This window comes from Chlorobium sp., from assembly GCF_049593655.1.
GTDB lineage: Bacteria > Bacteroidota > Chlorobiia > Chlorobiales > Chlorobiaceae > Chlorobium.
The window spans coordinates 14,649-26,336 of sequence record NZ_JBAWHG010000035.1; the positions used below are offsets into that span (position 1 = coordinate 14,649).

Below are 11,688 nucleotides of genomic sequence, written 5' to 3' on the forward strand. Positions count from 1 at the left end.
TCCGGGTCACAGGCTGAATACCCGATAATCCCGATCGAAAATGGCGACTGCAGAAGAGTACGCTGAAGGCACCATACTTGAAGGAATACGAAAGACGCTCGTGTACTTCAATACCGTGGACGAACCCGTGCCCGAAGATGAAAAATCGCGCCATATCCGGCAGCGAATCGATGCGTTCGAGCCCCGTCTCCTTACGATCGAACAGGCTATGGAGTATATCCGGCAGGCAGAAGCCGTTGCTCTGGGCCAGAGGGTCTGCAGGGCGCTCCACCCCGGCTCGGTCTGCAGCGAATCGGTGTTTCTCGACGATCTTGCCATTGCAATGGTTCGAGCCGGAAAGGCAAGAAATTCTGGCGTCGAAGACGCCCGAAAAAGCCTGGAAAAATCTTCGGGCCACCCGCTCATCATATCGAAGGTTTCCGGAAAGCATCAGGAAATATGCCCCTCCGTACCGTCGGAATGCGTCTTCTGGCGAGCCGAAAAAAAAGGGATGCACTGCCTGAAACGCAAAGCCTGATCACTCCCTTATCCGCAGCACCCGCCCCTGTCCGTTGCGGCTCCCGCCCTCATCGACAAGCCCGTCGCGGACGAGACCGTCTATGATCTCCCGTATCCCCCATGGGCAGTCGCCGTAGCGCTCCTCGATCTCTTCGGGCAGAAGCTGCCCCGAATCCACGAGAGCCTTGAGCAGTCTGCCGCGATACCACCGTTTCGAGCCCTGGAATTTCGACTGTTTTGTGAGCGGTCGAATGCCGGTGATGCGGCTGGTGAGGCAGAGCGAACCGTAATCCATGAGGGCATTGTGCCAGTCGCGGCTGCGGCCCGCCGGCAGAAGCTGCTCCGCAATGGCCTGCATCCGCCGTTTGGGGGTATCTTCCGGAAGAGCGAATTCGTGGATGATGATGCGACGGATATTGGTATCGACAGCGGCAACGTCGAGATTGTCGGCAAAAACAGGAATGGAGCGGCTGGTGTAGTCGCCTATGCCGGGAAGGGTTATCAGTTCGGCGGGAGCGGCGGGCACCACGCCTCCGAAACGTTCCATAACGGTCCGGGCGCAGGTCTGCAGCCGCTGGCCGCGGGAGTTGTAGCCAAGACCGCTCCAGAAGGCAAGCACATCCCGGAGCGAGGCTGAGGCAAGCGTTGCCGTGTCGGGAAAACGCTCCATCCAGGCCGTATATTTTATGGCAACACGATCGGCCTGTGTCTGCTGGAGCATGATTTCACTTACCATGACGGCATAACGGTCGCAGGTCTGTCTCCAGGGGAAGCTGCGGCGACTGTGGCCGTAGAAATCGAAAATCTTCGTCCGGAAATCCTCTATCCGCTCCGGGCGCAGGAGAACCGTATTCAAGATGAGCCCTTTCTTTTACAGGGTGATGAAGCTGTCGGCGACAACAGCTCCTTTTTCGTCAAGTGTAAGCAGCGCCGCCTCGTGGAAGGGGTCGTGTCCGAAAAAGAGCAGCTCTCCGCCCTCGACCATCCTCCGGAGCAGGGCTGCTTTCTCGTCGATCAGCGTGAGTGGCTCGATATCGAAACCCATCACCCACGGCAGCGGCAGATGCGCCGAGGAGGGGACAAGATCGCCTCCATGCACCAGCGCCTGCTTTCCGTCGCTCACGCGCACGAGCTGCTGGCCTCTGGTGTGGCCGTTGCTCACGATCAGCTCTATGCCGGCGAACAGTTCGACAGCTCCCTCGATCAGCTCGACGCAGGAAAGGCGGGTGAACGCCTCGACGAAAGCCGCCGAGTAGCTGACCTTCTCCTTCTGGTTCGGCTTTATGGCCGACAGATAGTTCTCTTTCTGCACGTAGTGGCGGGCGGAGGGAAAAACCGGTTCGAGACCATCCCCCGCCGGCCTGAAAGCTCCTCCCGCATGATCGAAGTGCAGGTGGGTGTAGATGACGTCGGTTATATCCTCCGGGACGAAACCGTGAGCCTGCAGTTCCGTTTCAAGCCTGAAACCGGAAAGGCGGTAGATCGAACGGAGCTTCTGGCTCCAGGCCGTACCCATGCCGGTATCGACAAGGATATTCCTGCCGTTGCCGGAAATCAGGAGCACCCTGGTCTTGAGCATGACCCGGTTGAGGTCGTCGGACGGGGTGAGTTTTTCCCACATGACCTTCGGCACCACGCCAAACATGGAGCCGCCGTCAAGCGCGAAATCCTGCACGTCGAGAGCGTACAGCCGGTAGTCGCCTATCTGCATCATAGTATGCCCTGTTGATCTGTTGTTCGGTTGTGCCGACCGGAATCACTTCCCGGTCAAGTTATGGCGCCGGAGACAATATTCACAAAGACTCCGGACTTTTTCCCGGCAAGGCCGGAAGCGCGGAATTCCGCAGGTCACCGCTGTTGAGCGGATAAAAACCCCGATAACGAAGGAATGAAAACAGGAAAGGAGCGCAAAACGCAAAAAAACAGCCGTCAGGCGGTCCTGAAGGAGGATAACCCCGTTTAAAAAAGAAGCCGGGCAGGTGAAAAACCGGCAGATATGGGATATCTGCCGGTTCTCCTGTTACTGCTTCAGGCTTTTACAGCGACCTTGCGCTCTTTGACCTTGAGTGCGGCTTTGCCGGTACGTTTGCGCAGGTAGAAGAGTTTGGCCCTTCTTGCCTTGCCGTGCTTGAGTACGGTAACGCTTTCGACGTTCGGGGAGTTGACCGGAATGATCCTTTCAACACCGACGCCGTGCGAAATCTTGCGAACGGTGATGGTTTTTGAACCACCTGCACCGCGGTCGCTGATGACAACGCCTTCAAAAGCCTGCAGTCTCTCTTTTTCGCCTTCGATAACCTTCAGCTGGATCCTTACGGTATCACCGGGATTGATCTCCGGAAAATCGATTTTGCTCTGCGTGGCTTCAACTAACTGAATTAACTGATCCATTTTTCGACAACTATTTACGTTATTTTTTCACTCACTCTTCAAAAAACTTGTTTTCCAGCAGGTCCGGCCGCCTTTCAAGTGTCCGCTGGAGGGCGTTCTCGTGACGCCATTTCTCAATGTTGCGGTGATGCCCCGTCATGAGAACATCCGGAACCTTCATCCCTCTGAACTCCGCCGGCCTGGTGTAGTACACGCAATCGAGCATCCCGGTCTGAAAGGAGTCGGTCAGTGCGGATTCCCCGTCACCGATCACCCCCGGTATCAGCCTCAGAACCGCATCCATGATCAGAAGCGCGGGTATCTCGCCTCCCGAAACCACAACATCGCCTACCGAAACCTCCAGCGTGACAAGCTTCTGCCGAATCCGGTCGTCCACCGCCTTGTAATGGCCACAGAGCAGCATGAGGTTTTTCGTACGCGAAAGCCGGTTTGCCAGCGGCTGATCGAACGGTTTTCCATCCGGAGTGGGAAAGATAACCGCATCATACGCTCTCTCGGCAAGCAGTTTTTCGATACACGCGAAAACCGGTTCGGGACGAAGCACCATGCCGGCTCCACCGCCGAACGGGGTATCGTCAACCTGCCTGTAGCGCCCGAGACCGTAATCATGCAGATTGTGCACATGGATTTCCGCATACTGCTTCTTCCCTGCTATCGCGATCAGGCCGTTTGCGAGCGGCGAGTCGAAAAAGCCGGGAATAACGGAAATCACATCAATCCGGAGTGGTTCCATCATGGCCAGGGGACGTCAGCTCCCGTTTAAGAACAACCTGTTACAAAAACTCTTCAAACCTCGGGACAACCATAAGCCGTCTTTCGGTATCAATCTCTTCGATAAACTCCTCGATGGCCGGAATCAGCACGATTCTGCCATCGCTCATGGCTACTTCATAAACCTCATGGGCCGGCATGCTGAGCACATCGGCAACGACACCGGCTTCCGCTCCGCTTCCGTCAATCACCTTCAGTCCCGTCAGCTCATGCAGGTAAGCCCTTCCTTCGGGCATCTTCTGCAGCTCCTTTTCCCCGATATAGAGGTTCATGCCGCAGATGGCCTCGGCCTCTTCACGACTTCCTATACCTTCAAAAAACAGCCACGCGAAGCCCCTGCCGAGCGAGGCGCGGACAACGCTGCGGAGCACCGCGTCGCTGTCCGTTTTACCTACATAATAAGCCTTCCGCGAAAGAAACCGCTCGGGATAATCGGTGACAGGCATAACCTTCACCTCGCCTTTCAGGCCTTTGGGCTTGAGTACGATGCCTGTCTTGTAGAGATCCATCCCCTGAAAACCTCACCCCGAAGGGCTCAGGCTTCGCTGCCGCTCGCTTCGGCTGCTTTTTTGGCCTGACGGCGACGGGTTTTGACGGCAATGCGCTTCACGCGTCTGTCGGCCTGGTTCTGCTGCCACTTTTCCATCTCGGCGGTGATATCCTCTTCGCTGCGGCCAAGTTTACGGAGCCTCAGCTCATGGAGAAGACCGGTAGAACGGATAAGGCTGCGGACGGTATCGGTCGGCTGTGCACCGGTCTGCATCCAGTAGGAAACACGGTCTTTCTTGATGGTGACGGCATGCGGTTTGGCTGTAGGCTGGTAGTGCCCTACAACTTCCAGAAACTTGCCGTCTCTCGGTGCGCGCGAGTCGGCAGCGACGATCTGGTAAAACGGCATTTTCTTTCTTCCGGTTCTTTTAAGTCTGATCTTTACCAATGCTTCAATAGTTTAGTTGATGGTAAGTACAAATATACGTTATCGCTTTAAAAACTTGTCGAGGGCCAGATTCTGCGAGGTGATCTTCCTGCCGGACTGCGACAGTTTCGACACGGAGCGCATCATCTTTTTCATCTCGCCGAACTGTTTCAACAGAAGGTTCACATCCTGAACCCTGGTTCCGCTGCCTTTGGCTATGCGCTGGCGGCGGCTTCCGTTGATGATTTCGGGATTCTCCTTTTCCTGGCGCGTCATCGAGTTGATCATCGCCTCGATAGGCCTGAAATCGAGATTGTCGATCTCCTGCTTCGGCACCATTTTATTGAGACCCGGAACCATTTCGATAAGCCCCTGGATGGAACCCATTTTCTTGAGCTGCTGCAGCTGATCGAAGAAATCGTTCAGATCGAACTCATTCTTCATGAGCTTTTTCTGCATCTGCATGGTTTTCTCGAGATCCAGCGTCTCCTGGGCCTTCTCGACAAAACTGACGATATCGCCCATGCCGAGAATCCTCTGGGCCATACGTTCAGGGTAGAAGAGGTCGAGATCGTCAACCTTTTCGCCGATGCTGATGAACTTGATGGGTTTTTCCACGACCTGCCGGATCGAGAGAGCGGCGCCACCGCGGGCGTCACCGTCGAGCTTGGTGAGCACGACACCGTCGAAATCAAGCCGTTCGTTGAATTCGCGGGCCGTATTGACGGCTTCCTGACCCATCATGGAGTCGACAACGAAAAGCAGCTCATCGGGCTTGAGCGCATGTTTGAGCGCTTCGGCCTCGGCCATCATTTTCTCGTCGATCTGCAAGCGTCCGGCGGTATCGACGATGAGCACATCCTTCGCCCCGGCACGCGCGGCCTCAAGGCCCTGCATGGCGGCTTTCATGGCGTCCTGCGCCTCTATGGAGAAAACCGGAACGTCAACCTGCTCGCCCAGGGTTTTCAGCTGATCGATCGCTGCCGGACGGTAAACGTCGGCGGCTACCAGCATGGGGTTTTTTCCGTTCTTCTTGAGTCTTTTCGCCAGCTTGGCGCAGAAGGTGGTTTTTCCCGAACCCTGAAGACCGGCAACCATGATGATTGCCGGAAGTTTTTTGGGAGAGAGGTTCAGCGGCCTGTTTTCGCCGCCCATCAGCTCGGTCAGTTCGTCATTGACGATCTTGACGATCATCTGGGCCGGGGAGACGCTCCTGATAACCTCTTCGCCAAGGGATTTCTCCCTGATATCCTCAACGAGCTTTTTGGCAACCTTGTAGTTGACGTCCGCACCGAGCAGCGCCCTCTTGATATCGCGCATGGCGATACCGATGTTGATTTCGTTTATGGTTGCCTGGCCTGCAAGTTTCTTGAAGGCAAGCTCTAATTTATCACTGAGACTGTCGAACATGAGCGTATCTGCTTTTTAAGATAAAGCTTAAAAATGATTAGCTTTAATTATAACAAAAATTCGCAAAAAATAAAATCACCACCGCTTCAGTTTACGCTTATTCTGGAATTTAACGCTATTTTTATTACCTATAAACAATTAAACCCCCTGCCGGGGGGAACTGGAGCCCGGAACAAAACGGCTGCACTTCCGGCATGCAGGGCCGCCGACACAGAAACATCCGGCCCGACCTGAAAAACAGTGCGCGGCACTGCGCGAAGACAGTAATGATAACTACGCAAGTCATATGTACGCTCTCCCGATTGAAAAGATCATCGATTCGTTCAGACGCCTGAAAATAGCCGTCATCGGCGATGTCATGCTCGACAAATATATTTTCGGCCATGTTTCGCGCATTTCGCCGGAGTACCCCGTTCCGGTGGTTGACGTCACCCACGAGGACCACCGCCTCGGCGGAGCAGCAAATGTGGCGCGCAATACCCTCTCGCTCGGGGCCGAAACCTTTCTGATCGGGGTGACCGGCTCCGATGCCGGACGGGAGATGCTGGCCGACCTTTTCAGAAGCCACGGCCTTCCATCCGACTATCTGGTCAGCGACGCATCGCGCCCCACCACCTGCAAGACAAGGATTCTGTCGCAGAACCATCACATCACCAGAGTGGACATCGAAAGCCGGGCTCCAGTAGACCCGGAAATCGCGAAGCTGATTGCCGGGAAACTGCGTGAAATCGCCGGATCGATCGACGCGGTCATTCTCGAAGACTACAACAAGGGGCTCCTGACGGCGACCCTCATCCGGGAAATCATCGGCATTGCCCGTGATCACGATCTGCCGGTACTTGTAGATCCGAAACTGCAGGGCTTCTTCGCCTATCAGGGAAGCACGGTATTCAAGCCCAATCTTTCAGAACTGGCCTCCTCTCTCGGCATGGTGGTGCACAACACCGATTTCGAGGTCGAAGCGGCCTGCCTGATGCTCGAGGAAAAGCTCGAGGCGGAAAACATTGTCGTAACGAGAAGCGAAAAGGGTATGACCATTTTCAACGGAGAGTTCACCCACATACCTTCAGCCTCGGTCGAGGTTGCCGATGTTTCGGGAGCCGGAGATACCGTGATCGCCGTTCTTGCCCTGGGAACTGCCGCAGGGCTCGATATCGTCACGAGCGCCGAAATCGCGAACCTGGCTGCAGGAACCGTCTGTCAGGAGGTCGGCGCTGTACCGGTAAGGGCTGACAGACTTGTCAGGGCCTGGAAGGAGCATCTCAGATAATGCAGAGGTGCTCCTCGATCTCCTCCGGATAGGGGGGATTGTAGGAACTGCTGACCAGGAGATTCCTCATGTTCTGCAGCGAGTAAAAGGGCACTTCGAACAGGGCCGTATTGCTGACCGGGGAAGGCACGTCGCTGCCGGGATTGACATGCATGACAAAGGTTATATGCACGCCGCCGCTGTCCGTAGGGGAAAAAATCCATAATCCCCTGCAGTGACGCACCCTGTGGTATTGCGGATTCGGCGGCAGGTAATCGGGCTCTCCGGTCATCGTGACGGCTACGGCATGATCACCGGCCTGGGCAAGCCCCGTACGGACAATCATCTCCCGCTTCTGCAGCGGCCAGGGCGCATTGATGACCTGGCGAACGACATACTCGAGGCAATCGTTTTTTTCGAGAACGTCCATACCCGCAAGCTGGTGAACCCAGCGGTGGTAGTTTGCGGTATCGTAAAAAAGACTTATCAGCTTTCTGAAGGTTACCGGAAATTCCGTTTCCCCCTTGAAACCCAGAACATCGGAGTTTTTCACTTTCGAGGAAAAAATCCGGATTCCCTTGTGCTCTACGCGAAAATCCCAGTTTGCCTGCAGCGCCGACTGAACATCCATATAGCAGAAACGTTAAGTGTAAAAAAAAGCATACCTGCTTTTGAAGACAAATTTTTTCGGAAAGGCTATTCGGAAATGAAATCCTCGTAGTTCTGGACGATATCGCCGGGCGAGTTTTTGAACGGTGCGGCGACAGGCGTCCGGTATTTCTCTCGTTTGGCCATCTGACGCATGTTGTTCAGGGTATGGTAGGGGGTATCGATTACGGCGATATTGGCAAGCCATGCGGGAATTTCGCCACCCGGTTCGATATGCAGCCTGAAAACCACCCTGCACGAACTGTCGGAAAGCGGCAGGATATTCCATGCCCCTTCAAGCTGCATGACCCTTACATACCTGTCGTTCAGGGGAAGAAAATCCGGCACGGATTCAAGCTTGATGAAAACCTCGGAGGTTTCGGGATCGGTATACCCCTGCGAACGGGTAATGATTTCACGATCGGAAATCGGCCAGGGCGCGCTGACAAGCTGATAGACGATCCTGCCATCACTTTCCTCTTCGGAAAGTTCCCTGAGCAGGCGCATCTCCCTGGTTTTCCATACCCACTCCGTTGCGGCTTCGATATCGTAGAGCAGGCTGAGCACGGCATGCTGGGGAGCGTCGATTTCGGCGACGCCGACAAATGAAAGAAATTCAGATGTGGGAACCGGGCAGGTGAAAATCCTGAGCCAGTCGTTTTTCAGGCGAAGGGTGCAGGTGCTGCTGTTTATTTTTTCAAGCAGGGACATGGCGGTATTGTTTTGAAATTAATGCGCTGCGGCCGTTTCCGAGCCAAGAACCCTTGATGCAACCGTAACCAGAGGGTCGGACTGCATGATGTAAACCCTGATCTGACCTTCCGCGCCGAACATGCGATGAGCCAGCCTTGCTTTTACCGCAAGAGCGATGTTCTTTCGCTCCCTGATGAATGCCTGTTTCTGGAATGTAATCTTTTTTTCCGCACAGACTTTCATCACCAGCGCCTCGAGACGGCTCTCCTCGGTGTAGTCTCTGATAAAGCGATCGAGCGATTTCCGGTGCTTCTGCACGCTGCTTGCCGGATCGTCAAGAATCCTCTGTGCAAGATACTCGAAAGAGCCGGCGGCATAAAGCGCCTGGTAAAAATCCGCATAGGGCCTGCCGCTTACCCAGTAATCGGGAATGATGCCGCCGGCATCCCTGAGCAGCTCGTACTGCCCTTTCTGCAGAATCTTGCCGTTTTCAGGACGAGAAAGAACTCCGGGCAGGGAACCTGTGCGGTAAACGGATATATCGCTGTTTTTAAGATAGAGGTAACTGTCCGGAGCCGCAAAGAGTTTCACCGGCTGAAGATTGACCATTGCATCCTTGTAGTACAACTCCCGTCCGTCGCCGCCTTTGCGGTAGATTCTCTGAATCTGGCGTCCTGAAGGGGTGTAATACCTCGATACGGTCAGGCGCAGGGCCGAGCCGTCCTTGAACTCGAACTGCCGCTGGACAAGTCCCTTGCCGAAGGTCAGCTCTCCGATAATCACCGCGCGCCTGTTGTCCTGAAGGGCCCCGGCAAGAATTTCCGACGCGGAAGCACTGCCTTTATCGACCAGTACGGCAACCTTGCCGGTCTCGTAGCCGTCTCCTGATTTCGCCTCGTAACGGGCGTCTTCAACTGCATTTTTAGCGCTCCTGGTATACACGACAAGCTGACCCTTGTGCAGAAACTCATCGGCCACTTCGACGGCCTGCTCGAGGAATCCCCCGGGATTTCCCCGCAGATCGATCACGAGGCGCTTCATACCCTGTTTTTTCAGCGAAGCAAGCGCCTTTCGGAACTCGTCAGCCGTTGTTGCCACAAAACGGCTCAACCTGATATATCCGGTGCCGTCACCGAGCACAAAGACCGCATCGATACTCGATGTCGAAATCCGTTCCCTGGTGACGAGAAAATCCATAATCTTTCCGCTGAGTGGACGGAACACCTTCAGCTTTACCGTTGTCCCCCTTTTGCCCCTGAGCTTGCGCAATACCTCCTGATGGGTAATACCTATGGCCGAAACCGAATCGATGGCGACAATCCTGTCGCCGGCCGCGATGCCCACTGCAGCACTCGGTCCTCCGGAAAGCGGGGTAACGACAAGCAGGGTATCATTGATGACATCGAATTCAATGCCGATACCATCAAAATTACCGTCGAACTCCGCCTGTGAAAAGGAAACCTCCTCGGCTTCGAGATAAACAGAATGAGGATCGAGAGACTCCACCATACCCTTTATGCCAGCCCCTGCCAGACTGTCGGCCTGCACCTCATCGACATACAGGTCCTTTATCAGACTATATGCATCAGCCATTTTTCTCTCGGCGCCCGTGCTCTCCTGCTCGCCCCTGTTCAGTCTGGTACCGAGAAAGACACCGAAGGCAAGAACAACCACCATTATGATAACGGTTAAAATGCGGGACATGTGAGCCTGGATTGATTTAAGCGAAAAGCATCTTCATTCATCTTGAATCCTATTTTACCGATCACGGAACAAAAACGCAAAAAAACATTCCAAACCCTCAGCCCCCGCCTTCCGTCCCACGAGTCACTTCTGGTCGCCTCACCCCGAACTTTCCGGATTTATCGTAAAAAACCGAAACACAGCACCACAGGAAAACAAAAAAACGAAATAAAAAAAATCGGACAGGAATCGACATCAGCCATGCAGTTACAATACTCAAAAAATCACCGGACTGTACAGCAGAAACAGCCTTTCAGAAGAAAAGAAAAAGCGGAAAATAAATCACAAAAACATCAGCAGCAAACACATTAAAAAATAATTATATATGCTATAATCATAAAATAAAAAACAAGTGAATCCGAAAACATAAAAAAATAAATCATCATAAAAAACATATCAGACAGGCTCCTTAAAAAAAGACATAAAAACATAAATATTACATTAGCACAAATACTCTATTTTCTTTTTTTTAAATAAAATAATACTTTTTACATAAAAAAGTTTTTAGCAAATTAACCACAAAAACAATAAGATCAAAAAAAATCACAATAAAAAAACAAACAGGATAACAAGTGATAGTAATAAAAAATTATACTTACCATTACCATACCATTTATCAATCAATATATTTACCGGAATACAAAATAAAAACAAACACAAACAGATAACTATCTTATTATAAATAACATAGTTATCGTCAAGAAGGATCAGGGTATTTCACAAATTCATCTCTCTTTCGGAAATCGATAATGGACAGAATTTCCGGAAAGTATGAAGTGTTTTGATGCGATATATGGGGGATCGGAAAATATTTTCCGGGCAGATTTATTCAGACCTGTACGAGTGGTTACAAGCAACGATAAGCTCAAGCTCAACGCTTGCATCGAAGGGTAATTCGGCTACACCTACAGCACTTCTCACGTGCCTCCCCTTCTCTCCGAAAAATTCGACGAGAAGAGAAGATGCCCCGTTGGCGACAAGGTGCTGACTGGAAAAATACGATTCGCTGGCAACATAGACCGTAAGCTTGACGATCCGCTCAACGGCATCGAGCGATCCGGTGATGGTCTTTATGGCGGCCAGGGCGTTGAGAAGAGCTGTTCCGGCTGCTGCAGCCGCATCCTGCTGGTTGAGTTCATTGACTTTTCCCTTGCCTCCAGGCTCCTGGAGCCTGCCGTCCTGCAGAGGAAGCTGACCTGAAGTGTAGACCAGATCGCCCTGCCGGAGCGCCGGCAGATAGAATCCGGCAGGAGCCGCCGAAGGAGGTAACCGGAAGCCGGCACGCTGAATGTTATCTTCGATATGCGACATGCTCAGGGATCGTTATATTGCACAGTGAAGAGAGCCGATCGGTACTGCAGGGGCGTCT

At 53.2% G+C, this 11,688-nt stretch carries 14 protein-coding genes; 3 read left to right on the plus strand and 11 right to left on the minus strand.

From position 1 onward, the window contains the following. Positions 1-40 precede the first annotated feature (40 nt). Positions 41-517 (plus strand): hypothetical protein, encoded by a 477-nt coding sequence (locus tag WBP50_RS05375; RefSeq protein ID WP_423932223.1) that lies wholly within the window; start codon positions 41-43, stop codon positions 515-517. On the opposite strand, the gene WBP50_RS05380 is transcribed toward WBP50_RS05375, so the two are convergent. From WBP50_RS05380 to ffh, 7 genes are all read right to left on the minus strand, one after another. Further along, complete coding sequence (locus WBP50_RS05380; protein WP_423932225.1) at positions 518-1,354, minus strand: Fe-S cluster assembly protein HesB; 837 nt, start codon at positions 1,352-1,354, stop codon at positions 518-520. A 15-nt stretch (positions 1,355-1,369) separates the two neighbouring features. After that, positions 1,370-2,212: an MBL fold metallo-hydrolase gene (locus WBP50_RS05385; RefSeq protein WP_423932226.1), complete on the minus strand. Its 843-nt coding sequence runs from the start codon at positions 2,210-2,212 to the stop codon at positions 1,370-1,372. A 314-nt stretch (positions 2,213-2,526) separates the two neighbouring features. Further along, positions 2,527-2,889, minus strand: coding sequence for a 50S ribosomal protein L19 (gene rplS / locus WBP50_RS05390; protein WP_423932227.1), 363 nt, complete (start codon positions 2,887-2,889; stop codon positions 2,527-2,529). A gap of 31 nt (positions 2,890-2,920) precedes the next feature. Continuing rightward, positions 2,921-3,625 (minus strand): tRNA (guanosine(37)-N1)-methyltransferase TrmD, encoded by a 705-nt coding sequence (gene trmD / locus WBP50_RS05395; RefSeq protein WP_423932228.1) that lies wholly within the window; start codon positions 3,623-3,625, stop codon positions 2,921-2,923. A gap of 37 nt (positions 3,626-3,662) precedes the next feature. Further along, complete coding sequence (rimM, locus tag WBP50_RS05400) at positions 3,663-4,169, minus strand: ribosome maturation factor RimM (RefSeq protein ID WP_423932229.1); 507 nt, start codon at positions 4,167-4,169, stop codon at positions 3,663-3,665. A gap of 26 nt (positions 4,170-4,195) precedes the next feature. After that, on the minus strand, positions 4,196-4,597 hold the full coding sequence (gene rpsP, locus WBP50_RS05405; RefSeq protein ID WP_423932231.1) for a 30S ribosomal protein S16: 402 nt from the start codon (positions 4,595-4,597) through the stop codon (positions 4,196-4,198). Between the two features lie 39 nt (positions 4,598-4,636). Beyond that, positions 4,637-5,986, minus strand: coding sequence for a signal recognition particle protein (gene ffh, locus WBP50_RS05410; RefSeq protein ID WP_423932233.1), 1,350 nt, complete (start codon positions 5,984-5,986; stop codon positions 4,637-4,639). A gap of 286 nt (positions 5,987-6,272) precedes the next feature. Here ffh and rfaE1 point away from each other — a divergent pair, with 286 nt between their 5' ends. Continuing rightward, positions 6,273-7,256 carry a D-glycero-beta-D-manno-heptose-7-phosphate kinase gene (gene rfaE1, locus WBP50_RS05415; protein WP_423932235.1) on the plus strand — a complete coding sequence of 328 codons (984 nt, stop codon included), beginning with the start codon at positions 6,273-6,275 and terminating at the stop codon, positions 7,254-7,256. Here the strand turns inward: rfaE1 and WBP50_RS05420 are convergent. From WBP50_RS05420 to WBP50_RS05430, 3 genes are all read right to left on the minus strand, one after another. Beyond that, positions 7,249-7,866, minus strand: coding sequence for an START domain-containing protein (locus tag WBP50_RS05420; RefSeq protein ID WP_423932236.1), 618 nt, complete (start codon positions 7,864-7,866; stop codon positions 7,249-7,251). The two genes, rfaE1 and WBP50_RS05420, sit on opposite strands and share 8 nt — an antisense overlap. A gap of 65 nt (positions 7,867-7,931) precedes the next feature. Then, the gene (locus tag WBP50_RS05425) at positions 7,932-8,594 is read right to left on the minus strand and encodes an START domain-containing protein (protein ID WP_423932238.1); all 663 of its coding nucleotides are present in this window, start codon (positions 8,592-8,594) and stop codon (positions 7,932-7,934) included. Between the two features lie 18 nt (positions 8,595-8,612). Next, on the minus strand, positions 8,613-10,280 hold the full coding sequence (locus WBP50_RS05430; protein WP_423932239.1) for a S41 family peptidase: 1,668 nt from the start codon (positions 10,278-10,280) through the stop codon (positions 8,613-8,615). A gap of 42 nt (positions 10,281-10,322) precedes the next feature. On the opposite strand from WBP50_RS05430, the gene WBP50_RS05435 reads away from it, so the two are divergent. Continuing rightward, positions 10,323-10,631, plus strand: a complete 309-nt coding sequence (locus tag WBP50_RS05435) for a hypothetical protein (protein ID WP_423932241.1) — start codon at positions 10,323-10,325, stop codon at positions 10,629-10,631. 513 nt (positions 10,632-11,144) lie between these two features. Here WBP50_RS05435 and WBP50_RS05440 read toward each other — a convergent pair. After that, complete coding sequence (locus WBP50_RS05440) at positions 11,145-11,630, minus strand: RidA family protein (RefSeq protein WP_423932243.1); 486 nt, start codon at positions 11,628-11,630, stop codon at positions 11,145-11,147. Between the last annotated feature and the right edge of the window lie 58 nt (positions 11,631-11,688).

What these genes read in the sequence shown, in the direction of transcription:
- WBP50_RS05385 (WP_423932226.1), bottom strand. Translation starts at nt 2,212, where the DNA reads ATGATGCAGATAGGCGACTACCGGCTGTACGCTCTCGACGTGCAGGAT.
- WBP50_RS05430 (WP_423932239.1), bottom strand. Translation starts at nt 10,280, where the DNA reads ATGTCCCGCATTTTAACCGTTATCATAATGGTGGTTGTTCTTGCCTTC.
- rplS (WP_423932227.1), bottom strand. Translation starts at nt 2,889, where the DNA reads ATGGATCAGTTAATTCAGTTAGTTGAAGCCACGCAGAGCAAAATCGAT.
- WBP50_RS05420 (WP_423932236.1), bottom strand. Translation starts at nt 7,866, where the DNA reads ATGGATGTTCAGTCGGCGCTGCAGGCAAACTGGGATTTTCGCGTAGAG.
- rimM (WP_423932229.1), bottom strand. Translation starts at nt 4,169, where the DNA reads ATGGATCTCTACAAGACAGGCATCGTACTCAAGCCCAAAGGCCTGAAA.
- WBP50_RS05375 (WP_423932223.1), top strand. Translation starts at nt 41, where the DNA reads ATGGCGACTGCAGAAGAGTACGCTGAAGGCACCATACTTGAAGGAATA.
- ffh (WP_423932233.1), bottom strand. Translation starts at nt 5,986, where the DNA reads ATGTTCGACAGTCTCAGTGATAAATTAGAGCTTGCCTTCAAGAAACTT.
- WBP50_RS05425 (WP_423932238.1), bottom strand. Translation starts at nt 8,594, where the DNA reads ATGTCCCTGCTTGAAAAAATAAACAGCAGCACCTGCACCCTTCGCCTG.
- WBP50_RS05440 (WP_423932243.1), bottom strand. Translation starts at nt 11,630, where the DNA reads ATGTCGCATATCGAAGATAACATTCAGCGTGCCGGCTTCCGGTTACCT.
- trmD (WP_423932228.1), bottom strand. Translation starts at nt 3,625, where the DNA reads ATGATGGAACCACTCCGGATTGATGTGATTTCCGTTATTCCCGGCTTT.
- rfaE1 (WP_423932235.1), top strand. Translation starts at nt 6,273, where the DNA reads ATGTACGCTCTCCCGATTGAAAAGATCATCGATTCGTTCAGACGCCTG.